This window comes from Salinivibrio sp. ES.052, assembly GCF_900141775.1.
Taxonomy (GTDB): Bacteria; Pseudomonadota; Gammaproteobacteria; order Enterobacterales; family Vibrionaceae; genus Salinivibrio.
Window position 1 is genome coordinate 98,582 of sequence record NZ_FSRI01000001.1, and the last position, 24,986, is coordinate 123,567.

21 protein-coding genes, 2 tRNA genes, 1 rRNA gene and 1 other RNA gene are annotated in these 24,986 nt (G+C 48.2%); 16 read left to right on the forward strand and 9 right to left on the reverse strand.

Going from position 1 to position 24,986, the window contains the following annotated elements; translation table 11 throughout:
• The first annotated feature begins 80 nt into the window (after positions 1–80).
• From BUQ98_RS00450 to BUQ98_RS00460, 3 genes are all read left to right on the forward strand, one after another.
• On the forward strand, positions 81–1,988 hold the full coding sequence (locus BUQ98_RS00450) for a S8 family serine peptidase (protein ID WP_254813854.1): 1,908 nt from the start codon (positions 81–83) through the stop codon (positions 1,986–1,988).
• Positions 1,989–2,000: 12 nt separating this feature from the next.
• Positions 2,001–2,405 carry a hypothetical protein gene (locus BUQ98_RS00455; protein WP_074211996.1) on the forward strand — a complete coding sequence of 135 codons (405 nt, stop codon included), beginning with the start codon at positions 2,001–2,003 and terminating at the stop codon, positions 2,403–2,405.
• A gap of 245 nt (positions 2,406–2,650) precedes the next feature.
• Entirely contained in the window at positions 2,651–3,895 is a 1,245-nt protein-coding gene (locus tag BUQ98_RS00460) for a dicarboxylate/amino acid:cation symporter (protein ID WP_074211997.1), read from the forward strand.
• A gap of 42 nt (positions 3,896–3,937) precedes the next feature.
• On the opposite strand, the gene dgt is transcribed toward BUQ98_RS00460, so the two are convergent.
• Both dgt and BUQ98_RS00470 read right to left on the reverse strand, forming a co-directional pair.
• Positions 3,938–5,383 carry a dGTPase gene (gene dgt, locus BUQ98_RS00465; RefSeq protein WP_074211998.1) on the reverse strand — a complete coding sequence of 482 codons (1,446 nt, stop codon included), beginning with the start codon at positions 5,381–5,383 and terminating at the stop codon, positions 3,938–3,940.
• Between the two features lie 190 nt (positions 5,384–5,573).
• Positions 5,574–6,599 (reverse strand): hypothetical protein, encoded by a 1,026-nt coding sequence (locus BUQ98_RS00470; protein ID WP_139294600.1) that lies wholly within the window; start codon positions 6,597–6,599, stop codon positions 5,574–5,576.
• A 566-nt stretch (positions 6,600–7,165) separates the two neighbouring features.
• On the opposite strand from BUQ98_RS00470, the gene BUQ98_RS00475 reads away from it, so the two are divergent.
• Entirely contained in the window at positions 7,166–8,119 is a 954-nt protein-coding gene (locus tag BUQ98_RS00475; protein ID WP_074212000.1) for a LysR family transcriptional regulator, read from the forward strand.
• Positions 8,120–8,148: 29 nt separating this feature from the next.
• Here the strand turns inward: BUQ98_RS00475 and BUQ98_RS00480 are convergent, their stop codons facing one another.
• From BUQ98_RS00480 to smpB, 3 genes are all read right to left on the reverse strand, one after another.
• Complete coding sequence (locus BUQ98_RS00480) at positions 8,149–9,129, reverse strand: acrylyl-CoA reductase (NADPH) (RefSeq protein WP_074212001.1); 981 nt, start codon at positions 9,127–9,129, stop codon at positions 8,149–8,151.
• 258 nt (positions 9,130–9,387) lie between these two features.
• Positions 9,388–9,754, reverse strand: a transfer-messenger RNA (tmRNA) gene (gene ssrA, locus BUQ98_RS00485).
• Positions 9,755–9,800: 46 nt separating this feature from the next.
• Positions 9,801–10,286: an SsrA-binding protein SmpB gene (gene smpB, locus BUQ98_RS00490; protein ID WP_074212002.1), complete on the reverse strand. Its 486-nt coding sequence runs from the start codon at positions 10,284–10,286 to the stop codon at positions 9,801–9,803.
• Between the two features lie 155 nt (positions 10,287–10,441).
• Here smpB and BUQ98_RS00495 point away from each other — a divergent pair, with 155 nt between their 5' ends.
• Both BUQ98_RS00495 and BUQ98_RS00500 read left to right on the forward strand, forming a co-directional pair.
• Complete coding sequence (locus BUQ98_RS00495; protein WP_074212003.1) at positions 10,442–10,873, forward strand: SRPBCC family protein; 432 nt, start codon at positions 10,442–10,444, stop codon at positions 10,871–10,873.
• A complete protein-coding gene (locus BUQ98_RS00500; RefSeq protein ID WP_074212004.1) occupies positions 10,866–11,216 on the forward strand; it encodes an RnfH family protein in 351 nt (116 codons plus the stop codon). The genes BUQ98_RS00495 and BUQ98_RS00500 overlap by 8 nt, the downstream gene beginning before the upstream one ends.
• Before the next feature lie 82 nt (positions 11,217–11,298).
• On the opposite strand, the gene bamE is transcribed toward BUQ98_RS00500, so the two are convergent.
• The 3 genes from bamE to nadK form a co-directional block, all read right to left on the reverse strand.
• Entirely contained in the window at positions 11,299–11,655 is a 357-nt protein-coding gene (bamE, locus tag BUQ98_RS00505) for an outer membrane protein assembly factor BamE (protein WP_046075182.1), read from the reverse strand.
• 234 nt (positions 11,656–11,889) lie between these two features.
• Complete coding sequence (gene recN / locus BUQ98_RS00510) at positions 11,890–13,557, reverse strand: DNA repair protein RecN (protein ID WP_074212005.1); 1,668 nt, start codon at positions 13,555–13,557, stop codon at positions 11,890–11,892.
• Positions 13,558–13,728: 171 nt separating this feature from the next.
• Positions 13,729–14,610: an NAD(+) kinase gene (nadK, locus tag BUQ98_RS00515; protein ID WP_074212006.1), complete on the reverse strand. Its 882-nt coding sequence runs from the start codon at positions 14,608–14,610 to the stop codon at positions 13,729–13,731.
• A gap of 170 nt (positions 14,611–14,780) precedes the next feature.
• Here nadK and grpE point away from each other — a divergent pair, with 170 nt between their 5' ends.
• The 3 genes from grpE to dnaJ all read left to right on the forward strand — a co-directional run bounded on the left by grpE (position 14,781) and on the right by dnaJ (position 18,810).
• Positions 14,781–15,398: a nucleotide exchange factor GrpE gene (gene grpE / locus BUQ98_RS00520; protein WP_371515107.1), complete on the forward strand. Its 618-nt coding sequence runs from the start codon at positions 14,781–14,783 to the stop codon at positions 15,396–15,398.
• A 221-nt stretch (positions 15,399–15,619) separates the two neighbouring features.
• Positions 15,620–17,542 (forward strand): molecular chaperone DnaK, encoded by a 1,923-nt coding sequence (dnaK, locus tag BUQ98_RS00525; protein ID WP_074212008.1) that lies wholly within the window; start codon positions 15,620–15,622, stop codon positions 17,540–17,542.
• A 119-nt stretch (positions 17,543–17,661) separates the two neighbouring features.
• A complete protein-coding gene (gene dnaJ, locus BUQ98_RS00530; protein ID WP_074212009.1) occupies positions 17,662–18,810 on the forward strand; it encodes a molecular chaperone DnaJ in 1,149 nt (382 codons plus the stop codon).
• A gap of 126 nt (positions 18,811–18,936) precedes the next feature.
• Here the strand turns inward: dnaJ and BUQ98_RS00535 are convergent, their stop codons facing one another.
• Positions 18,937–19,401, reverse strand: a complete 465-nt coding sequence (locus tag BUQ98_RS00535) for a type IV pilin protein (protein WP_074212010.1) — start codon at positions 19,399–19,401, stop codon at positions 18,937–18,939.
• Positions 19,402–19,500: 99 nt separating this feature from the next.
• On the opposite strand from BUQ98_RS00535, the gene BUQ98_RS00540 reads away from it, so the two are divergent.
• The 7 genes from BUQ98_RS00540 (at position 19,501) to BUQ98_RS00575 (ending at position 24,786) form a co-directional block, all read left to right on the forward strand.
• Positions 19,501–20,085, forward strand: coding sequence for a pilus assembly FimT family protein (locus BUQ98_RS00540; protein WP_074212011.1), 585 nt, complete (start codon positions 19,501–19,503; stop codon positions 20,083–20,085).
• A complete protein-coding gene (locus tag BUQ98_RS00545; RefSeq protein ID WP_074212012.1) occupies positions 20,072–20,722 on the forward strand; it encodes a PulJ/GspJ family protein in 651 nt (216 codons plus the stop codon). Before BUQ98_RS00540 ends, BUQ98_RS00545 begins: the two co-directional genes overlap by 14 nt.
• Positions 20,719–22,098, forward strand: coding sequence for a hypothetical protein (locus BUQ98_RS00550; RefSeq protein ID WP_074212013.1), 1,380 nt, complete (start codon positions 20,719–20,721; stop codon positions 22,096–22,098). Before BUQ98_RS00545 ends, BUQ98_RS00550 begins: the two co-directional genes overlap by 4 nt.
• 4 nt (positions 22,099–22,102) lie before the next feature.
• Positions 22,103–22,534 carry a type IV pilus modification PilV family protein gene (locus BUQ98_RS00555; RefSeq protein WP_074212014.1) on the forward strand — a complete coding sequence of 144 codons (432 nt, stop codon included), beginning with the start codon at positions 22,103–22,105 and terminating at the stop codon, positions 22,532–22,534.
• Positions 22,535–22,964: 430 nt separating this feature from the next.
• Positions 22,965–24,519 (forward strand): 16S ribosomal RNA (locus BUQ98_RS00565).
• 74 nt (positions 24,520–24,593) lie between these two features.
• Positions 24,594–24,670, forward strand: a tRNA-Ile gene (locus tag BUQ98_RS00570).
• A 40-nt stretch (positions 24,671–24,710) separates the two neighbouring features.
• Positions 24,711–24,786: transfer RNA gene (locus BUQ98_RS00575), tRNA-Ala, on the forward strand.
• The last annotated feature ends 200 nt before the right edge of the window (positions 24,787–24,986 follow it).

The window sequence follows — 24,986 nt, forward strand, 5'->3', positions numbered from 1 at the left end:
CTATTGGGATTATTTCTTTTTACTAATGATGGGTCTCTCAGAATCGAGACATATCTAGTTAGTGTAAAAAGGAATGATAAATGCACAAACACAGCTCTCTTGCGCTGATTATCGGCGCACTTTTCCACACCTCTGGGGCGTGGGCGATGGCCAAAGTGCCCGATCCCGTTGATCCCCCCACCAATCCTGATCCGCAAGCTTGTGTGGTATTAACAGGCAGTGAACCGGTTGATATTGGGCGTACCAGTGCCGACCGTTGCTTACCAGGAGATGATCCTTTCACGGCGGAACAGTGGCATTTGCTCAACAGTGGCCAGAATGCGTTTGCACGAGAAGGCGGTCAACCAGGTAATGATTTAAACCTTTGGTGGGCGCATCGACAAGATTTTCTGGGACAAAACATCAATGTTGCCGTGGTCGATGATGGTTTAGAAATAGCGCACCCAGATCTTACTGCCAATGTGCGTGCAGGGAAATCTTATGATTTTGTTAATCGTGATGACGATCCGACGCCAGAAGGATGGAGCAGCCGTAATACCGCTCATGGTACTTCGGTAGCGGGCATTATCGCGGCGGTTCGTGACAACGGTCTCGGTGGCATGGGGGTCGCGCCGCTTGCTAACCTGCAAGGCTATAATTACCTCGAGTACCAAAGCCAGAATGCGTGGGAAATCAGTCACGGCCGCGAAGGATACTCGGATGATGTCCGCGTGTTTAACCAAAGCTATGGCGGCTCTGGCATCCGCAGTTATCCTTACAGTGATGATCCGATGAGCTATGAGGGTCGTCAAAATGCCCAGTACAAAAAAATGAGCACGGAAGCCTTTGGCGGATTGGGCGCAGTCTTCATTAAATCAGCGGGTAACGGTTACAAACGCACCTCGTTTAATCGTCAGCGCTTCGGTCCGGCGGATGATAACCATGGTCTGCCATGGCAAAACAGTAACCAATCATCCAGTAATGCCAATTATTGGAATGTGACGGTGAGTGCGCTAAATGCGGATGGCGAGCGCTCGTCATATTCGTCGGTCGGGAGCAATGTTTTCTTAACGGCACCAGGTGGTGAGTATGGCACCAATAAGCCTGCGCACATCACCACAGATTTGACGGGTTGTACCATGGGCTACAATCGCGATGATCGTATCCCCTATGACTCGCATGATCTTCATGGTGGCACGGACATCGACAATACCTGTGATTTCAACAGCGTGATGAACGGTACCTCATCGGCCGCGCCAAACACCTCTGGGGCGTTTGCGTTAATGATGTCGGCTTATCCAAACCTTTCTCAGCGTGATATTCGCCACTTGTTAGCGACTACCGCGACACGAGTGGATGCTGATAGCCGTGATGTACGTTTGAGTTATCAAACCAAACAAGGCCAGACTCGCACGGTCACAGGCTTAGAGGGATGGCAACAAAACGCGGCAGAACGTTGGTATAGCCCGACTTACGGGTTTGGGTTAATTGATGTGAACGCGGCACTTGAGGCGGCTAAAAGCTACCAACCGCTACCCAGCCAAGTATTGACAGAATGGCAGTCGGTTGAGCATAACCAAAACGGTGAGTCAGGGTTGATAATTGCAGATGCAGGCAATGAGCCTACCACGGACACAATGCGTGTCGCTGAAAATTTGACCATTGAAGCGGTACAGGTTCGCACGTCGATTGAGCACAGCCGTATGTCGGATTTGCTGATTGAATTGGGGTCACCCTCTGGCACACGTAGTGTATTAATGTCGCCACGCAATAGCATGTTATCGAATACGCTGGATGACACGTATCCTGAAGGCTTTACGGATCACTTAATGCTCAGTCATAAGTTCAATGGTGAAGCGTCACAAGGACAATGGACGCTATATGTTACCGATACCGACGGTGAAACACGTCAATACAGTTTGGGAGGCGAAGTCAAAAACCTGCCAAACAATCAGTCTGATGGCAAGTTGACACAATGGTCACTGCGTGTCATCGGTCACCGCGGTTAATAGGAGAGAAGTATGAAAAAATTAATGATAGCCCTCGCGGTCATGGGTATCAGCCTCGGTGCAAGCGCAGGCACTGTGCAGCTAAATGGTAAAGATTACGTTGTCGTCGAAACCGATAGCAACGCGCGTAATATGAGTGGCGAGCAAATGGGGGTCATGGTGGGGGATAAAGTTGCTGTATCGGCACAAAGCGCTCCACTGACTGTCACAGGCTCGATTTTAATCAAAGCCAGTGAGGCGAACGCTAGCCAGCTGGCGAAAAAATACGGCCTCGCTCTTGTCAGTTACTTAGACGGCGTCGCGTTATTGGAAGCGACGCCAGGTACTAATGTCGCTGAGCTAGAAAAAGCGTTAAACCAAGCGTTGGATACGCCCGTCAACCTTGAGCTTAATCCGCAAAATCAACAACCACAATAATGGCTTTGTGGTAATACCTAGCCCGCCATCATGGCGGGCTTTTTTATGAGTGAGTGCCTCCACTTTTGCAGTGAAAAGTGTGGTTTCATCCGTTAACCAACCATTTTGTTACTAGTTATTCCAGAATGTTCATAAGTTTTACATGAGCTTAGGGGCTCCCCTTGCTATTATTTGCCGCCACTAAAATCCAATAAATTAGACAAGCTGTCAGTGTGCGGCTCATGCCTGCAGCAAGGGAAAAGACAATGTGGAAAAAACTTAAACATTCGTTGCCATTGCAAATTGCACTGGCGGCGGCGCTGGCCTGGCTAGCAGGAACGCTTTTTGGCCCCATCGAGAACGCAGAGCAAACCACTTGGTATCCGTTACTCATGCTTGCCAAGGTGAGCTACATTGGCCTTTTGAAAGCCGTAGTGGGTGTGATGGTATTGCTCTCATTATTGGAGGGGATCAGTAATATTGGTAACGTGGTACGCTTAAAACGTCTAGGCGGTGCCACGCTTTTGTTCTACGGCTTTACGACGACGATTGCGATCACCCTTGGTCTGGGTGCCGCACTCCTGATGCCGGAATGGCAACCGCTAACCAATGCCCCTCCGGTCGATGAAAGCATTAGCTTTATCAACCAAGAGGCGGCGGGCGCGGGAGCGATTGCTACTAAACTCTTCAACATGGCCTTGGTGAACCCTGTTGAAGCGTTGAGTAGCGGTAACTTGCTGGCGATTGTGGTGTTTACGATTTTATTCGGCATTTCACTGATCGTGGCGTTGCCTGAAAAACATCCGTTATTCGACACCATTAGAGGCTTAAATCTCGGCATTAACACGCTGGTGGCCGGAGTCATCAAGCTGGCACCTTTTGCAGTATTTGCGATTGTATTTCAATTTTCGCACCAAGGGGACAATGACCTGTTTGGTCAGCTGTTTAGTTTTGCGGCCTTAGTGTTTGGTCTTACCATGGTGCACGGGGTGATTGTACTTCCGTTAATTGCACGTCTAGCCGGTGGCGTTGGCTTTGTGTCGCTATTCCGTGCGATTTCTGCTCCGCTTGCCATGGCATTTGCCACCTCATCCAGCGCAGCGACACTGCCGGTATCCATGCAGGCGGCTAAAGAAGAGCTTAAGGTGACCCCATCCACTGCCAGTATGGTACTGCCGTTAGGGGCGGTGATGAACATGGATGGTACCGCGTTGTTCGAAGGGATTGCCGCGGTGTTCCTTGCGCAATTGTTTGGCATTGATCTCTCCACCTCTGGCATTGTGATGATCTTCATCATGGCCATGGTCTCGTCGGTGGGCGCGCCGGGCATGCCATCGGGCTCAATGTCGGGGATGCAGTTGGTGCTGCTGGCGGCGGGGATCCCGCTTGAAGCGATTGCCATATTGCTGATTATTGAGCGCCCGCTCGATACGTTCCGTACCGCGGTCAACGTGCAAGGCGATTTGATCGGTGCCACGGTGATCGATAAATGGCAAAAGCGCTTTGGTTAAGAGACGCATCGAAAAAACCGCTCCGCAGTAGGGAGCGGTTTTTTATCCCTCTGCAATCACATGAAAGGCTCGGTATTCGTCGAATGCGTATTGGTCGGTCATGCCACTGATGTAGTCAATCAGCAGGCGAGTCCGAAAATAAAACTCCCGCGCGGTGGGTGAAGGGATCTGTTCAGCAAGCGCCTGCTTTTGCACGGCGTCGCGATAGGCTTTTTTATGTTTCTCAGGCAGTTTCTTAAATAGCCGTTGGGTATATATCGAGGCGTGTTGCTTCACCGACTCGCCGTTGACCAATGCCGTAAACACCTCACTGGGCAACGTGAGTAATGGCTGATAAATGCTCATCAGGCCATGAATAACGCGATAGCCTTGTAGCTCGCGGCGTTCAACTTCAGGGTGACAAAAGGCATGCGCTTTGGCGACGTTTTTAAAGGTTTGCACAATTAAATGATTGACGCTGTTGTCTTCAATTAATGCGTGATTAAAGGTGCCATCAAATACGGCAGGTAAATGTTCGACAAAACGGTTGGCCGCATGGCGAGGCAAGCGTTGATTCACTTCTACACGCAAGAAGACAAAAAACTGACTGTCACTGCCGTGGCTGCGCTTTTCTACATTATCTAACATGGTCGCCATGGTGTTAGCGCCATGCTCCTCACTGGCTTGGGTGAGCTGCGCAAAGGTTGTCTGTAAGGCCGCTTTCAAGTCCACAAGGCTCAGTACGCCTTTTTCTACCGCATCTTCTAAATCCGCAATCCCATATGAGATATCGTCTGCCGCCTCCATAATATAGCTAAAGGGCGCACGGCAACCAGGCGCAATCACAAGAGTTTCTTGCAGGGTATGAATGTATGCCTGCTCACTTAAAAAGTAGCCCACTTTCTTTTTAAGATACGAAAAGGGGGTATTGTTATCGGGCCTTGGCTCGGTACCGCAACGGGTATATTTTAAAATTCCTGATACTTGTGAGTAGGTTAAGTTTAGCTTTTGCAGGGTATAAATCAGGCGGATGCCTTGCGCGTTGCCTTCAAAGTGGCATAAATCGCGCTGCACCTCATCGGACAGTGTGCCATGGTGGTGCTCGCGATATATATCGGGCACCTTTTCGCTTAGCCAGTCGCTTAAAGCTTGCTCGCCAAAGTGACCAAAGGGAGGATTACCGATGTCGTGCATTAGACAGGCCATTTCCACTAAGCTCTCAAGGCAACGGTCGAATTTATCATGGCTCGGGAGATGGCTGAGTTTATCTGCCACCAACTGGCTGATATACCGTCCCACTTGCTGGACTTCTAGCGAGTGAGTAAGCCGACTACGTACGGCAGCATTACGCTCCAGAGGAAAGACTTGGGTTTTTTGCTGCAGACGGCGTACTGCGGCAGAATTAATGATCCGTCCACGATCACTTTCAAACTGCCTCATCAAGTCGCCGTTGGTTTGGGTATTAAAAGGCCGATCTGGGCGGATCTTTTGTTGAAAGTTAACCGTCATCGTGCCACCTGTGCTGTCTGCTTTTTAGGATAGATTGCGGCGGTTTTGGCCAAGAGTCAATGTATTAAAAGCGATAACACAGAGTAAGTGCTAGGAGTGATAATAAATGTTATATCGAGGAAGGGATAAAACCAGTTCCATTGAAATACTGCAGGCAAAAGGCAGTGAATTTGCCTGCAGTGTAACATGACTATTTAATAGTGAAGCCTATATAAGCTTGAAACTCGTTATTATCAAAGATGTCTTTATCCTTGGCATTGCCTGTCGCATCTTTAAATTCCCAGTTAAATGCTTCGTAAGAAACACCTGCGTGCCAAGAGAAGTTTTCATTCACTTCTTTTTTAAACTCAAATTCAGGCTGGATATGTGCATAGGCTAGTGTGGTGTCTGAATCTGGTGTGTGATAGGCCTCTACATAGTTCTCAATATTAAATGAGAAACCTGAAACAAGTGGGAGTGAATAAGTTAAATAGTTCTCCGTACCAATTTGGTAATCGTATTCTTCTTCATCCGTATCATAGTAGTCGAAGTTATACCAGGCCAGTTCTAGATTCCAATGTTCAGACAGAGCACCTGATAGGTAGAAGTTAGTTTCAACACCACTTTTATTTTTAAGGCTGTCATCATTGTCGTTACCAAGTTGTGCCCACAGCTCGATACCGAATGAGAAGTCTTTTCCACCTAATGTGATATCTTTGCTGAAATAAGGCGCAATAATGTATTGCTTCGTATCTGAAGAATTAGACTCATCACTAGCCGTCCAAGAAGCATCATAGCGGAATAAATAATACATGGTGGTATCAAAGTCACCGACGGATCCTAGACCTTGAGCGAGGCCAAATTGCGTATCCCAACCTTCTTTTCTCTCTTCCCCTTCGTTTTTAACAAAGTCTTTATCGATGTCAAAAAGAAAGCTGTTATCATCAGTTAACTTATACGAGCCTTTACCAATGGTAACTTCTGTCTTGGTGAGGCCATTTTCATAGTCATTGACTTTTACTTCACTGGTCAAAGAGCCTAATTCACTGGCAAAAGTTGTTGTACTGGCAAGAGAAATCGCAGCGGCAATCGCTGTTTTTTGGATAGTATAACTCACTTTAAAGTATCCCTTCTTTAATAAACTACCGAGTACTGTCGTATTATCGTTATTCACACTTCTTGGTGACGGTATATTTGCCTTATTTGCAATACCGAACGACAGCCCATTCCTTGGCATTCGCGTTCCTTTATAGCATCAACAAAACGTAGGTGATGTTTGCTTTGCGAATGTGTGTTGATGCTAGCAATGCATAAGTATTATGACAATAGTGTTAATATTGAGTTAATTGTCATTTGGTGCTTTTGCTCTATTTTTGCTGTGTATCTTCGAGCCAATGACCATTCAGCATCTGTTCAGGTCGAATAAAAAACCAAAAAAAATAACTAAAAAAGTAGTATCCACTATGTGGGAAAATGTTTAGTAATCGATTACTCGATGAGTAAGAGGCTTTGTAGTGATAAACGTTTATTTTTGATTATTTATGCATAAAAATGAGTTTTTTAGTTGCCATAAAGTGGGTGGTAAAAGGGCTTGTTAGTCTTTTTGGCATAATTAGCCATAATTGACTGTGTTGTTTTTCAGTTTTATAGCGGTTGAACCCAAGCATCAACTGCTGATGGCATGAAGCGGGGAGAGCCTTTGATACCGTATTCCGATTTCAGTTAATCCAACGCAATACCTACAAGGATGTTTTTTGCTGTATTAGTTACACTGTTACGATTAATTGTTCGGCTAAGTATGATATGGAAGTAGAAGAGATTTATCGTCGAGATTTAAACCTACTCGTCGCGCTGCGTATTTTGATTGAAGAGCGCAGCGTCAGCCGAGCGGCGACACGCCTGAGTTTAAGCCAATCCGCAATGAGTCGCGTGTTAGGGCGTTTACGAGATTTATTAGCTGATCCCTTGTTTACTCGCCAAGGGCAACATCTTATACCAACAGAAAAAGCTCTATCCGTGAATCGTGCACTGGATGAGCCACTCGCGTCTTTTCAGCAGTTGTTATCACCACTTGATTTTGATCCTACGCGTTGTGAGCAAACGTTCACGATTGCAACAACCGATTATGCGATGCAAACTATTTTGCCATTTGCGCTTCCACGTCTCTATCAAGAAGCCCCAAATATCGCATTTGAGTTTTTGCCGCTTCAAAATGAACAGCTAAAAGAGCAACTCACCTATGGCCGCGCGGATCTCGCGATTTGTCGGCCTCGTCATCCTGAGACCTCATTACAGCACGAAACACTCGGGCGAGTCGGTGTGCTATGCCTTTTATCAAAGCAGCATCCACTTGCCGACCAGCGTATGACGCTCGATGACTATCTACAATTCCCTCACGCGATGATCGCGATTAGTGATGGTGTAAAAGCGTTGATTGAAAGCGCATTAGAGGATCAACCCGCACGGAGAATGGTGCTCAGGGCGTATCACTTAGAGGCCGCCTTGGCGATTATCGACACCATGCCTCTCATCATCACGGTACCGGCGGACTTAGCCTTTTTGGTTTCTGAGCGCTACGATCTCGTGGTGAAGTCACTCCCGTTTCATTTTACACCGTTCGATTACTCGATGATTTGGCACCCACGATGCGAGCATTCCCCTGCACAAGAGTGGCTGCGAGGCATCCTTAAAGAGGAGTGTGGGAAACTGATTGCTAAACGTGTTAAAGACATTAAGTTGGATGAAGTAAGGCCCTAGTGGACCTTACTCTTTTGTGCCGCGCTTGATTAAAGCTTGATGACAGTACGGCCAGACACTTGGCCATTAATGATTTTTTCTGCAAAATCGGGCGTTTCACTAAGAGTGATCTCATTGCACGCTTGTTCAAAGTAACTCGCCGGTAATAGCGACGCCAGTTGCTCCCACGCAGCAATACGTTTTTCACGCGGGCAGCTAACCGAATCAATGCCTTGTAAACGTACATTTCTCAGAATAAATGGCATCACGGTGGTTGGTAGATCAAAGCCACCCGCTAACCCACAGGCAGCCACGGTGCCACCGTAATTCATTTGGCTGAGCACTTTCGCCAAAACCTGGCTACCCACGGTATCAATAGCACCGGCCCAGCATTGTTTTTCTAACGGTCGAGGCGGCTCTTCCATGGTGCTACGCTCAATGATTTGACTGGCACCGAGTGTTTTCAGTAAAGGGCCATTTTGTTTCGGTCGGCCTGTTACCGCCACAACCTCGTAGCCTAATTGCGCTAACAAGGTAACTGCAACTGAGCCAACACCGCCACTGGCACCAGTCACGAGAACAGGACCATCGTTAGGCTGAACTCCTGCATCTAGCAAAGCTTGAACACAGAGCATCGCGGTTAACCCTGCGGTGCCTACCATCATGGCTTGTTTGGGAGTCAGTTTCTCAGAAAGAGGGACAAGCCAATCTGCCTTTAGGCGTGCTTTCTGCGCCATGCCCCCCCAGTGGTTTTCGCCAACGCCCCAACCCGTGAGTACAACGACATCGCCCGCTTGGTAGCGGGCGTCCTCAGAGTTTAGTACCTGCCCGACAAGATCAACGCCCGGAACCATCGGAAAGTTGCGGATGATCTTACCTTTGCCAGTAATCGCTAAGCCGTCTTTATAATTGAGCGACGAGTAACCGACAGCAACGAGTACCTCCCCGTTAGGAAGTTGTGACTCATCGAGCTGCTCGATGGTTGGGATGGTTTGCTTGTTTTCTTGATTAAGGACGAGAGCAGTAAACATATCAGTCTCCTAGACGATACCAATGGTGGAATGGCTCTCAGTCTAACGCTGACACACCTATGAACTAAATGAAACTTAAGCATTGCCTGTATGCGTTTTAGTCATGGCGAACTTGCTTAGGGGGAGCGACTTGGTATTTGTCAAAATGTTGCTAAGTTAAGTTATGTCGCTTAGTGGTGCTAGAGTGGAGAAATTCCCAAGACAGTAAAAAAACAAAAAAGGCAGTAAATCAATGATTTACTGCCTTTTCCAATCGATTGGTGGAGCTGGCGGGAGTTGAACCCGCGTCCAGAATCGGTCTAACCAATGGCGCTACATGCTTAGTTTGTCTTTAATCTCGTCAGTGTGCTGCGGACAAACACGCCACACAAAGACATACCCAACTTATGTTTAACGCTTCAGCTCTTGGGTCAAAGCCTCCACGCGATCCTGTTTCGTTTTGACTATCCTTGATCCCCGTCCTACAGGCTAAGGCTAGGGAGGATAGGCACTCAGCAGGTTATTAAGCTGCTAGTGCGTAGTTTTCGTCGTTTGCGACTATTTGTTTGCGGCTTTTTACGAGGCCAACCGCCCCTCGGCATGCTCCACGGGCCTTCTCGATCCTGTCGAATCCTGAATCAGCCCCAGAGTTGAGCGGCAGAGTCTAACACATTGATCTACCGCGTCAATGATTAACGCGCGGCGTTTTTCATGATTCTGGACTTTTGACGCTGCCAGTCTCTGTCTTTCGCCGTATCGCGTTTATCGTGTAACTTTTTACCTTTTGCTAAGCCTATCTTGAGTTTAGCATAGGATTTTTTCCAGTATAAAGACAATGCCACCACGGTGAAACCGTCTCGATTGACTTTACCGAGCAAGGTATCAAGCTCGCGCCGCTTGAGCAAGAGCTTGCGGGTACGCTGAGGATCCGCGACCACGTGCGTGGAGGCAACATTTAGCGGGGTAATGGTTGCCCCGAACAAAAAGGCTTCCCCGTCTTTTAGCAACACATAGCTTTCACTGATATTCGCTTTGCCAGATCGGAGTGCTTTTACTTCCCAACCTTGCAGTTCCAGCCCCGCTTCGAAGTCTTCTTCAATAAAGTACTCAAAGCGTGCTTTTTTGTTCAGCGCGATGGTGTTGCTACTTGTTTTGTTCTTTGCGTTTTTCTTAGCCATAGTCCGCGCATTATAAAGGCGATATGCCGAAAAATGAAAGGATTATCGCATGGTGTGGAGCAAACCCAATGACTTTATTAGCGATGTGGGCCTCTAACATTGGTGAAAGGCAATCTCGGTGGTATTATTTCGCGGTTAACTTGCAAGGAGTCCCTATGCCGCAAATCATCCGCTCGGCTTTAGTGCCGTACAGTGCTGAGCAAATGTTTGCCTTGGTGAATGACGTTGAATCGTACCCGGAATTTTTACCTGGGTGTGTGAGTACCCGTTTAATCGAACATACTGAGACGACCATGGTTGCTTCGCTCGATGTGGCCAAAGCGGGTATAAAGAAGACATTCACCACCAAAAACTATTTGGTCGACAATGCGCGTATTGATATGACACTAGTGGATGGCCCGTTCAAGCGCTTAAGCGGAGGCTGGCGGTTTACGCCGCTATCAAGTGATGCGTGTAAAATTGAACTCGATCTCGAATTCGAATTCACTAACCGTTTGGTCGAAGTGGCTTTTGGGCGCATTTTTAGTGAGTTAACCAGTAGTATGGTAAAAGCGTTTACAGAGCGAGCGAAAGATATCTATGAGTGAAGACATACAGCTGCACGTTGAAGTGGTTTATCCGCTGCCTAATGAGCAACGGCTCTTTAATTGTGTGGTGAAGCCTGATTCGACGGTTGAAGATATTATTCGTCAATCAGGTGTATTGAGTGCTTACCCTGAGATTGATTTATCAATCAACAAAGTGGGTATCTTTAGTCGTCCTGTAAAATTAGATGCGCAAGTGCGCGATGGCGATCGCATCGAAATATATCGCCCACTGCAAGCCGACCCGAAAGAAATCCGCCGTCGCCGCGCCGAGCGAGCGAAACAAGAGGGAAAAGCGGATCCTGTCACCGGTGGACGCGTTGATACTCAGCGCAAGCGCTCATGACTGGTCAAAAAGAAAGGCGCCGAGCAGCGCCTTTACTTCATGGATAATAGGTGGCGGCATCAGAGAGCCGGATGAGTCACTGTTACTGAACGGCTTCGAAAAATTGCTCGCCTGGTTCGAAATCACCGTCCATATTGACGAGTTGATTATTGTCATCGAATGAAAGAACAAGGTCTTTTTGTGTCGGCGCTTCATGGCCAGGTTGCTGCCATTGCACAAAATACCAGGTATTAGGATAACCTGACTCCACCAACATCGGGGGGCCGAGAAGAAACTTAACCTGCTCTTTGGTCATGCCAAATTTCAAGGCGTCCACGGCCTTTTCTTCTATGTAATTACCTTGGTTTATATCTACCCGATAAACCAGTTTTTCGGCATAAGAGCAACCCATCATGGCAATAGCCATCAGAGAGGCAACGGCGGCTTTAGTCCAACCCATAGTTAATATCTTCACTGTCTTGTTTGATGACAAATCGTGCCTGTCGGCGACACTTTGCAGTCTACGACTGATGTGTCATAAGTATAATTAAGCAGAGAATATATGTAAAAAATCTGCTAACGACCAGCGTTTGGACGATGATAACGTGAAAAAGTTCGACAGGCGTAAGGAAATAACCGAGAAAAGTGGCATCAGTACACTTTTCTCGGGGTGGACGGCCTTTGTGGTAGAAAGCTAGGCAGCGACAAGCAGATCTTCGGCATTTGCAAGAGTACGATCAGTGATTTCACTGCCACCCAGTAACCGAGCCAGTTCGCTAATACGTGCTTGATAGTCGAGCGGATACATGCGGGTCGTGGTGCTACCTTTATCGGTATCTTTGGCAACAAACATCTGTTGATGGCCACAACCTGCCACTTGCGGTAAGTGGGTTACACACATGACTTGGGTCGACTCGCCAAGTTGGCGTAATAATTGACCCACGATTGCGGCGGTTGGCCCGCTAATACCGACATCGACTTCATCAAAGATAAGGCTCGGTGTTTCCACTTTTTGTGCCGTAATCACTTGAATGGCGAGAGATATCCGCGATAGCTCACCGCCTGATGCGACTTTTGCGAGCGGCTGTAAGGGCTGACCCGGGTTCGTTGACACTAAAAAAGCGACCGCATCGCCGCCTAATGGGCTTAGGTGGGTTTCTGCTTTGTTTTCTACTTGGATCTCAAAGCTACCGTGCTCCATGCTGAGTTGATGCATACTTTTTGTAATAAGCGTGTTTAACTCTTTAGCATAGCGACGACGGCTCTTACTGAGCTTTTCAGCGGTGTCTAAACAGTCCGCGAATTGCTTGTCGACTTCAGCTTGTAGCTGCTCAATGGCTTCATCATTGTGCGCGAGTTTTTCCAGCTCCTTGATTAACTGCTGGTGGGTATAATAAAGCGTTTCAGGTTGAACATGGTGCTTACGCGATAAACTCATGATAGAGCTCATGCGCTTATCCAAATACTGTAGGCGTTGTGGATCCATATCAAGTTGGTCAAGATAGCTACTCACTTCTTGGCTCGCCTCTTGGGTTTGGATCCGTGCTTCTTCGAGCATCTCTGCCAGTGGAGAAAAATGGTTGTCGAGGGAGGCAAGCTCGCTTAAGCGTTGCTGTGCGGCAGTTAGCAGGCCAAGGGTATTAGTCTCTTCGCCATCACTGAGTAGATCGATCACCGCTTGGCTGGTCATGGCAATGTCACCACTGTTAGATAAGCGTTTATGCTCTTCTTCTATCTTCTGGTATTCCTCATCACCTAATGCAAGCTCATTGAGTTCGCCAACTTGATACTCAAGGAGTTGTTGCTGCGCATCAATATCATCCTTTTTTTTCACCAAAGCTTTTAATTCGTTTTTGGTACGACGCCAGCGCTGATAGCGAGTTGCCATTTTATCGAGGAGAGGCTGGTGGCCGGCATACTGATCTAATAAAGTGATTTGGTGCTCAGGACGCAATAGCTGTTGATGCGCATGTTGGCCGTGAATATTGATGAGCAGTTGCCCTAGCGCCTTTTGTTGCGAAGCGGGGACAGGGTTACCATTGATATAAGCGCGTGAGCGACCTTCTTTAGTAATGACGCGTCTTAAAATACAGTCATCCCCGTCTTCAAGTTGGTTATCTTGCAGCCAGCGTCGTGCCGCGCTGTTTTTTTCAAGGGTAAAACCGGCAGAAATTTCTGCTCGCTTTTCACCCGGACGCACCATATTGGCATCAGCTCGATCGCCTAAGCATAAGCCTAGTGCATCAATTGAGATGGATTTACCTGCCCCGGTTTCACCGGTGATCGCCGTCATGCCTTTACTAAACTCCAGCTCCAAGGATTTAACGATGGCAAAGTTTTGAATGGTTATATCGGCTAACATAGGAAAACACCTGTATCTATCAACAACTGTGTATAGATACAGTATATACTGTTTTTTCATCCAGGGAATACTGTTTGGCGAGAATTATTGTGGATGCGATGAGGCGCACAAAAATTGTGCACAAAAAAAGCAGGCTTGCCTGCTTTTTAGTTAATACCGGTGGGGAATGATTTAGAATAGCTTCGATGACCAGCCAAGCTTGGTTCGTAACGTGTTGTAATAATTGTAATCTTTTGGATGGATCAGTTTGAGTGTGGCGGGGCTTTTGTAAATATGCACTTCATCCCCAGGATTGACCGGTAGGGAAACTTGACCATCACAACTCACTTCCAGTGTGCCGCGGTTATCTGGGGAAACCAATAATTTAATGCGGCGGTTACCATCCACCACTAAAGGTCGACTTGAAAGCGTATGAGGGAACATCGGGACTAATGAAATCGCGTTGAGGCTAGGGGATAAAATGGGGCCACCGCCCGATAGACTGTATGCCGTTGAGCCGGTCGGGGTTGAAATGATGATCCCGTCAGAGCGCTGCGAGAAGGCAAATTGTTCGTTAATATATACCTCAAACTCAATCATGTGGGCCACTTGTCCAGGGTGCAAAACCGCCTCATTGAGCGATGCGTTATGGCTTTTTACTTGGTCGTGGCGATGGATCTCTGTTTCAAGCAGAAAGCGGTCTTCTTCTATATAATCACCGTTCAACACGGCTTCTAATGCACTTTCGAATGCGTCAGGGTCTAAGTCGGTAAGAAAGCCTAAATTGCCGCGGTTTACCCCAATTACTTTAATATCACAACGCGATAACACGCGTGCCGCGCCAAGCATATTACCGTCTCCTCCGATAACGATAGCGAGATCCGCGTGCTGCCCAATGGTAACCAGATCCAAATAATGTGCATCAGGTAAACCTAGATTGGTGCTCAAGCGTGTATCTATACACACCTCGTAACCGCGTTCGGTCAGCCAATGATAGAGGCCTATGTGTGTGTTAACCGCTTCCGGGTTTCGAGGTTTGCCAATTAAGGCAATGCGCTGGAATGGTGTCGACATAATCAGGATCTCATCGTTATTTGTGCCCAGTATAACGCGGGAAAAAAGCGATTGTCGTGATTTGCGTAAGGTGGATGGTTGAATCACGAAGATTCATCCCCATAATAATCTCGTCAATCAAGTTGAATAGTCCCAGTGGCGTGCTGGGCAATGCCATTTGTGTCGGAGTAATCATGAGCGAAGAACAGAAAGTGAAGCAAGAGCAAGAAGCGATGAAAGACGCGCAAGCGCAATCTGCTGAAGCCAAAGGTGCAGACATTGAGCAAGAGGAAACCGAAGCCATGATTGCACGCATTACAGAGCTAGAAGCAGCGCTCGAAGCCAGTGAAGCAAAAGTGCAAGAGCAGCAAGATAGCGTGCTGCGCGCCCGTGCTGATGTCGACAACATGCGTCGTCGTACCGAGCAAGAAGTCGATAAAGCGCGCAAATTTGCATTGGAAAAATTTGCCGGTGAGCTTCTACCCGTGATCGACAACCTTGAGCGTGCGGTGGAAATGGCTGACAAGGACGATGAATCGATCAAACCAATGCTTGAAGGGGTCGAGCTGACGCTGAAAACCATGATGGATACCATCGATAAGTTCGGTTTGAAGGCGATCGATCCGCAAGGCCAGCCATTCAATCCTGAGCTGCATCAAGCGATGACGATCCAAGAAAGCACTGAGCATGAGCCAAATACAGTGATGATGGTGATGCAAAAAGGTTATGAGCTAAATGGCCGTGTAGTCCGTCCTGCCATGGTAATGGTTTCCAAGGCGGCACAAGGTAACGTCGACGAAAAAGCGTAAATATAGCAAGGGCATAGACTGGTAACCTGCCAATATCATCGCAATATGTTGAAAATGAACATGGATTTTTTTGCGATCTGCCCTTGAAAAGCGTCTCGCTGCCCTTATTTAAACGGCAGCATCAAATAAAAATTTGCGGTGAGGGGTTGAACCTCTCACAGTTACCCCCACATAAGGGGATAACGCATTACAGCCACAGAACGAATTTCGGAGAGCACCAGATGGGTAAAATCATTGGTATTGACTTGGGTACAACCAACTCATGTGTCGCCGTACTTGACGGTGAAAAAACGCGCGTAATTGAAAACGCAGAGGGTGATCGTACAACGCCATCCGTTATCGCTTACACACAAGATGGTGAGACACTTGTCGGCCAGCCTGCGAAGCGCCAGGCAGTGACAAACCCAGAGAACACCCTGTTCGCGATCAAGCGTCTGATCGGTCGCCGCTTCGAAGACGAAGAAGTACAACGCGATATCAGCATCATGCCTTACAAAATCGTCAAGGCTGATAACGGTGATGCATGGGTTGAGGCGAAAGGCCAGAAAATGGCAGCGCCACAGGTATCAGCTGAAGTCCTGAAAAAAATGAAGAAAACCGCTGAAGATTTCCTCGGTGAGGAAGTGACTGGCGCGGTAATCACTGTACCGGCTTACTTTAACGACTCTCAGCGTCAAGCAACCAAAGACGCGGGTCGTATCGCTGGTTTAGAAGTAAAACGTATCATCAACGAGCCGACAGCTGCGGCCTTGGCTTACGGCCTAGACAAAAAAGGCGGCGACCGCACTATCGCGGTTTATGACTTGGGTGGTGGTACATTCGATATCTCTATCATCGAAATAGATGAAGTGGATGGCGAGCAAACCTTCGAAGTATTGGCAACCAATGGTGATACACACCTAGGTGGTGAAGACTTTGATAACCGTCTTATCACTTACTTGGCTGATGAGTTTAAAAAAGAGCAAGGCATCGACTTGCGTCAAGATCCACTTGCAATGCAGCGTGTGAAAGAAGCGGCTGAGAAAGCGAAGATCGAGCTATCTTCTGCCCAGCAGACTGACGTGAACTTGCCATATGTAACGGCAGATGCAACCGGTCCTAAGCACATGAACGTGAAGATCACTCGTGCCAAACTGGAATCGTTGGTTGAAGATTTGGTTCAGCGTTCATTGGAGCCAATGAAAGTTGCACTGGCTGATGCTGAGCTCTCAGTGAATGAGATCACGGATGTTATCTTGGTGGGCGGTCAAACCCGTATGCCAATGGTTCAATCCAAAGTGGCTGAATACTTCGGTAAGGATGCACGTAAAGACGTGAACCCTGATGAAGCGGTTGCGATGGGTGCTGCAGCACAAGGTGGTGTACTGTCAGGTGACGTGAAAGACGTACTGCTGCTTGACGTTACGCCTCTGTCGATGGGTATCGAAACCATGGGCGGTGTGATGACCAAGCTGATTGAGAAAAACACCACGATCCCAACAAAGGCGAATCAGGTGTTCTCAACCGCTGAAGACAACCAAAGCGCGGTAACTATTCACGTGATTCAAGGTGAGCGTAAGCAAGCCATGCATAACAAATCACTGGGTCAGTTCAACCTTGAGGGTATTCAGCCTGCGCCACGTGGTGTGCCACAAATCGAAGTGACTTTCGATCTGAACGCTGATGGTATTTTGAACGTCTCTGCAACCGATAAGCAAACCGGTAAAGAGCAAAAGATCACCATCCAAGCGTCAGGTGGTCTGAGCGACGAAGACGTCGAAAAAATGGTTCAAGAAGCCGAAGCCAACAAAGAAGCGGATAAGAAGTTCGAAGAGTTGGTGACGTCACGTAACCAAGCTGACCAACTGGTTCACGGTACGCGTAAGCAAATGGAAGAAGCGGGCGATAAGTTGCCAGCGGAAGACAAAGAGACCATCGAAACCGCTATCTCTGAGCTGGAAACTGCACGCAACGGTGAAGATAAAGAAGACATCGATGCGAAGGTTCAAGCACTGGTTGCCGCGTCATCAAAATTGATGGAAATCGCGCAGCAGCAAGCGCAAGATGAGCAGGCACAGCAAGACGCCGGTGCAGATTCAGCAAAACAAGACGACGACGTTGTCGATGCTGAGTTCGAAGAAGTTAAAGACGACGACAAGAAATAAGCGAAAGCACTGTCGTTAATAAGCACGGGCGTAGGGGAGCAATCTCCTTCGCCCGTCGTTTTATCAAACAGTGATTGGAACGTCTTTGTTTTGTTGACGTAAACAGGTGCAGTCAGACCATGTCTAAAAGAGATTTATATGAAGTGCTCGGCTTAAGCCGTGATGCGAGCGAGCGCGATATCAAAAAAGCCTACAAGCGGCTGGCAATGAAGTATCACCCAGACCGCAATAAAGGCGATGATGCCGACGAAAAATTTAAAGAAGTGAAGTTGGCGTACGAAGTGCTGACCGATCCGCAAAAGCGTGCAGCCTATGATCAGTACGGGCATGCAGCCTTTGAACAAGGTGGAATGGGAAGCGGTGGCCATGGTGGCGGCTTTGGCGGCGGCGGTGCTGACTTTAGCGATATTTTTGGTGACGTATTCGGCGATATATTCGGCGGAGGTCGTCGTGGTGGTCAGCAACGCGCGCAACGTGGTGCCGATTTACGCTACAACATGGAGCTAACGCTTGAAGAAGCGGTCCGTGGCGTCAGCAAAGAGATCGAAGTGCCTACCTATGTTGGTTGTAAAACCTGTGATGGTAGCGGTGCTAAGCCAGGATCGAAAAAGCAAACCTGTGGCACGTGTAACGGGATTGGCCAGGTGCAAATGCGCCAGGGCTTTTTTGCCGTTCAGCAGGCCTGCCCGACGTGTCATGGCAGCGGTACCATTATTAAAGACCCTTGTAACAGCTGTCACGGGCAAGGTCGCGTCAAAGAAACCAAGCACTTGAGTGTGAAGATCCCAGCAGGGGTCGACACTGGCGATCGTATTCGCTTATCGGGTGAAGGTGAAGCCGGTGAAAACGGTGCGCCTGCGGGTGACTTGTATGTACAGGTCCACGTTCGTGAACATCACATATTCACGCGTGATGGCAATAACTTGTACTGCGAAGTGCCGGTTAGCTTTACCATGGCAGCGTTGGGTGGCGAGGTTGAAGTGCCTACCCTTGATGGCCGAGTTAGCTTAAAAGTGCCGCCAGAAACCCAAACAGGCCGCATGTTCCGTATGCGTGGTAAAGGGGTACAGTCCGTGCGTGGCGGAGGCATGGGCGACCTAATTTGTAAAATGGTCGTCGAAACGCCTGTTAACTTAAGTAGCCGTCAAAAAGAGTTACTTCAAGAGCTTGAAGAGTCTTTCAGCGGCAGCGAAGCGAAAAAGCACAAGCCGAAGTCAGAAGGTTTCTTTGACGGTGTCAAAAAGTTCTTTGATGATCTGACCGGATAAGCTTCGCCGAAAGCGCGTTTTTGCGTGCGTGTATCTTTTTTGCATACCTGTATAGCAGAGCGAAAAATGATGTCGACGTTAAGACATTGAATAGCCAGCCTCGAGCTGGCTATTTTTTTATCACGGCTACGGACTACCGTGAGACTGCGTGTTGCGCTGGGGTAAAGGGCAGGAAGTACTTGATGCTGTCGTTGTCACCAACCCATTAGGATAAAGCACCAGCTGACCACATGGATCATCGCGTTGCTGGCTATCCTCCCGAGGGGTTGCCGTAATCTTATATTCTCGTTTCCCGCCGTAAACTCTAAACTGATACTCCGTGGATAACTGACAATCAGGGCACAATGCGTGTTCCTCTAACACCGCAGAGTCGGACTCTGTTGGGTATTGTTCTGTCGTTATGAATCGCGTTTCCACCCAAGCTTGTAACTGAATCAAATGCCGGGTCGCTTCTTTCCTGACTTGTGTTTGTTGGTAGTCCGAGTAATGGGGTACGGTGATCCCCACTAATGTTGCGACTATCGCCAGTACCAACAACATCTCGATCAATGTCACTCCACGATGCAAATAGTGGTGAGGAGATGTGTGCATTTTCGTTAGCCTCTCGAAGACTTGATAACTAAAACGTTAGAGAGCCTAGGGCAGTGGTACGCTGCGCTCAATCGACGAGTAAGGATCTTGGGAGGCAGTATGCGTTTTCGAATCGCCGTCTCAAATCAAAAATTGAGACGAAATAACGGAGTAACGCTTATTGAGTCGTTAGTTGTACTGAGTGTGTTGGCTGTTATTTGTGCTGTTGCGTTTCCCCTTTTTGGCAATGTACGCCAATCGACATTGATTGCTAGCCGGAGTGCAGAGCTTGCAAGCTTATTCCAGCTGGCTCAAAGCCGCGCGATCAGTGAGAACCAAGCTTATTATTTATATTTACACAAAAATGAACATATTCAGTGTGTTATTGCAAGCCACTCAGAGCATAAAGGCGCCGCTGTCAATCAGGCAAGCGTGACGCCATTGATCAATTGCCAGCAAACGGTATCACCCATGGTGCGGATCCCAGAGAAGATCGCCCTACAGAAGAAAGTATCCAAGGGATGGGAGCCTTTGCCTGAAGGCGAACTATTCGAAATTGATTTTAGGACTCAACGGCCGAACCTCAATCTCACGGTCGGATTAGGCGCTAATCAAACGAGCTCGCCAGATTACATAGTGATGGTTCGTCAGTATCTTGGCTTTCACGCTTGTCAACGGGTAAGGGAAGACAATGCGTGCGGTTAATTGTGACGGTTATTCATTGATTGAGCTGTTAGTCGGGCTTTCAGTGAGCATAATGATAACCATGGCGGCGCTTGCGTTAATGACAACAGCAACAACAACTCAAAGTCGCTTGGATGGTAAAACGGTATTGTCTTTAGAAATAAGTCGGCTACTGACGTGGATGGAATCTGATATTCGTCGTGCTGGTCTGTGTTATCAATGTGGTGACACCTCGCCTTACCATTTTAAGCATAGTAACCGTTCTCATCTTCTTGCTATCGGTGGAGAGCTCGATCAATCTGAGGGGCAATGTTTGCGGTTTTCCTACCAACAAACCGAGACCTATCCCACACACTCCATGGGTAAAGATGATGCTAAAGGGTTTCGATTCGATGCGGATTCACAAGCGATAGAAATCTATGAAAATCATCGAGAGATCAAGAACTGGTCATGTGAATCAACGTATTGGCGAGATATCTCTTCACATGCGCTGAAGATAAATTATTTAACGTTTTCTCGTGATGAACAGCGCACGGCGAGCGGGCGGGTTGTGACCTCGCTGACGATCAAGCTTTCTGCGGCTTTGAGAGATAAGCCTAGTGAAAGTGAAACCCTCTCTCGCACACTGGTGCTCGTTAACACGGTTAATCCATCATGAAACAGGTAAAAAGCGGGAAGGGAAGCAATGGTATAGCAACCCTGGCGGTAGTAGCCAGTATTGCACTCATTACGCTTTTGATGGTGTTTGGTGTCAGTCGCCGTGTGGTCAATGATATTCAACAGGCTCAAGCGCGGATCAAAACAGAGCGCTCACTTTCAAAAGCTTGGGCGGCACTCGACTGTGCGGTGGCAAAAATATATCAAGACGGCCTCGACCTCTCATCCGGTGATACAACTGAAGGACTTAAACAGTTATCTGAATGCCAAGGAGTGGCAAACAGTCGGTTGCAGTTAGCGCGGTGGCAGAATAATCCCTCATTGTGGCGTTTGAGTGCTCATTCCCAACACCAGCAAGTAGGAGTGACATTGCAAGGCGCGGGAGGTGGTCGCGCGGCGGCGTTTGTCACTTCAGGTTCGGTGTTATTTTACGGTGGGAATGAGTGGCAGCCGGCGAAGGGTAAAAAACGCGATGGGGGCTATGAATGTCAGTCCATTATTGCAGGTGGTGATGTCAGGATTAGCCCGCGAAAGCCAGGTGAACCCCCCCCGAACGATAAAAGCAAAGACAGTAAAAATAATTTTATCGTCAGTTTAGGAGGAGGTGATGAATGCGCGCCTGAGTATAAAACTGAGGTGCTTGACTACCAAGTGGCAGATAGTACCGACGAGACAGGTGCGCTGCTGAAAAAAGATGTGAAAACCAACGTCGAGGAGATGGATGTATTCCAAGACTACTTTGGTGTCCCGCGTTCACGGTGGCCGATTGCCAAAGAACAGTTTATCGACCAAGGTGGGGTGACCGTTGATACGCATGGCGACGCATCGAAGTGTTTTGACACATTGGTGGAGGCTGTGGGACAAGGGCAATCTAACGTTAAAGTGTGGGTCAATGGTCCTTGTGATTTAAGCCGAGGAGGAAAGTTGCCATTGGCGAATGACTCGCCGATCTTACTGGTTGTACAAGACGGTATTATGGCGCTACGTGGTGCGATGAACCCATTTAACGGTGTCATCTATCAATTTAATCCCACGCTGAACGCGAATGAGTTTGCTAGGCAATGGGGCATGGAAAGCTCTCAGGGTGGGAAGGTGTCATGCACGCACAGTGATGCGACGATTCGCGAGCTTTGCCAGAATATCACTGCCAATGTGAAAAAACCGCAGCAGGCAAGTCGCGTCCCCTTCTGGTTTGATGGCAGTTTTAAAACCAATGGTGCATTTATTGTCGATGTCCCCGATGGCAATACAGTCGTAAATGGTTCGTTAGTTGCCAATTATGACGATGGTAACAAGAGTGCTAGTTTTGAGGGGCTCGGACAGTTACGGCCCTTACCCAATAGCTATTACAACCTGACACCACCCAGTGGAGGATAAGACGATGAAGTGTCAATCCGGTTTCTCCTTCTTAGAAATACTGATTGCGCTGGTCCTGGTGGTGGTGACTGGGGCGGGGGTCTATACCCTGACTGCCGGTATTCAAGCGAAGCAATACAATGTCCGCTTAGCCGAAGGAGCGATGCATCTCGCGAGTGATCAGTTAGCCCACTGGCGATTGATGAACACGGGAGCGTCCTGTAATGGAAGTAAGAGTGGGAACATAGTGTTAGGCAGCTTAGCGCAGTGTTTGATCAACACGGAGGGGACCGTGTATGAATTAGATGTGTCTGAGACAAAAAATATACTTTCCAACAGCGATGGTGTGTATGCAAAAACACTCACACTACTCGTTCGCTGGCAGGACAGTCGTGCTCGTAAGCAGACAATGAGCTTTTATTTCACGGGCTCAACACTGAGGAATCAAGCGCCCTAGTCGTTATCTTCTGTGTTGCGTTGAGAGAAAAAGAGGAATATTGGCTGCTTTTTGTCCGCTTGAAATGTTTTTATCAAAAACCCCTTGCGTCAAAAAATCACCTCTCTATAATGCGCTCTCGTTGGCACGGCAAGCCGCGCTAACAACGGCAAAACAAACAAGCAAAAACAAAAAGCTTGACTTGTTGCCAGGGTGGCGTAAGATGCCACTCCCGCTCAACATTGAGCGGCGCTCTTTAACAATTTGACCTATGCAATCTGTGTGGGCACTCGTTGAGAATAGACAAAAAGATTTATTCGATGAACTGAGTGACCAAACGATAACTTTTAGTTATTCGGCACAGTCAATTCGTTTGTCTCTTAGGAGACGAACAAAACAGTATTTATCGAGCCGTTTGTCTTTCCTTATGGGAAAGCGAACAAAAGAACTTAAATTGAAGAGTTTGATCATGGCTCAGATTGAACGCTGGCGGCAGGCCTAACACATGCAAGTCGAGCGGAAACGGCAGTATTAAAGCTTCGGTGGATTTACTGGACGTCGAGCGGCGGACGGGTGAGTAACGGCTGGGAACCTGCCCTGACGAGGGGGATAACCGTTGGAAACGACGGCTAATACCGCATAATGTCTACGGACCAAAGGTGGCCACTACATGTAAGCTATCGCGTTGGGATGGGCCCAGTTAGGATTAGCTAGTTGGTAAGGTAAAGGCTTACCAAGGCGACGATCCTTAGCTGGTTTGAGAGGATGATCAGCCACACTGGGACTGAGACACGGCCCAGACTCCTACGGGAGGCAGCAGTGGGGAATATTGCACAATGGGGGAGACCCTGATGCAGCCATGCCGCGTGTGTGAAGAAGGCCTTCGGGTTGTAAAGCACTTTCAGCAGTGAGGAAGGTAGTGTACTTAATACGTGCATTGCTTGACGTTAGCTGCAGAAGAAGCACCGGCTAACTCCGTGCCAGCAGCCGCGGTAATACGGAGGGTGCAAGCGTTAATCGGAATTACTGGGCGTAAAGCGCATGCAGGCGGTTTGTTAAGTCAGATGTGAAAGCCCGGGGCTCAACCTCGGAACCGCATTTGAAACTGGCAGGCTAGAGTCTTGTAGAGGGGGGTAGAATTTCAGGTGTAGCGGTGAAATGCGTAGAGATCTGAAGGAATACCAGTGGCGAAGGCGGCCCCCTGGACAAAGACTGACGCTCAGATGCGAAAGCGTGGGTAGCAAACAGGATTAGATACCCTGGTAGTCCACGCTGTAAACGATGTCTACTTGGAGGTTGAGGTTTTAGACTTTGGCTTTCGGCGCTAACGCATTAAGTAGACCGCCTGGGGAGTACGGCCGCAAGGTTAAAACTCAAATGAATTGACGGGGGCCCGCACAAGCGGTGGAGCATGTGGTTTAATTCGATGCAACGCGAAGAACCTTACCTACTCTTGACATCCAGTGAACTTTCCAGAGATGGATTGGTGCCTTCGGGAACACTGAGACAGGTGCTGCATGGCTGTCGTCAGCTCGTGTTGTGAAATGTTGGGTTAAGTCCCGCAACGAGCGCAACCCTTATCCTTGTTTGCCAGCACGTAATGGTGGGAACTCCAGGGAGACTGCCGGTGATAAACCGGAGGAAGGTGGGGACGACGTCAAGTCATCATGGCCCTTACGAGTAGGGCTACACACGTGCTACAATGGCAGATACAGAGGGCAGCGAGACAGCGATGTTAAGCGAATCCCTTAAAGTTTGTCGTAGTCCGGATTGGAGTCTGCAACTCGACTCCATGAAGTCGGAATCGCTAGTAATCGTGGATCAGAATGCCACGGTGAATACGTTCCCGGGCCTTGTACACACCGCCCGTCACACCATGGGAGTGGGCTGCACCAGAAGTAGATAGCTTAACCTTCGGGAGGGCGTTTACCACGGTGTGGTTCATGACTGGGGTGAAGTCGTAACAAGGTAGCCCTAGGGGAACCTGGGGCTGGATCACCTCCTTACTGACGCTATTCTTGCGAGTGTTCACACAGATTGTATAGGTTGAAATTGAAAGAGAGCACATCATTGCTTTGATGGGTCTGTAGCTCAGCTGGTTAGAGCGCACCCCTGATAAGGGTGAGGTCGGTGGTTCAAGTCCACTCAGACCCACCAACACATCCCCAAATGTGTTGGTTAACAAAGTAATCAATGTGGGGCTATAGCTCAGCTGGGAGAGCGCCTGCCTTGCACGCAGGAGGTCAGCAGTTCGATCCTGCTTAGCTCCACCACTTTTTAAGTGCATTTATGATGATAAGTGTCTTTAAAAAGTGGTTTGTCGTATTGATAGAATCACATGCTCTTTAACAATCTGGAAAGCTGACAAAGTCATTCTTTAAGAATGAAAGTAAAGTTCTCAATCAGTGACATGTAATGTCACTCACACAATCAAGTGTGCTTGGGCTTTGTCTTATTTGATAAGCAAAGTCTC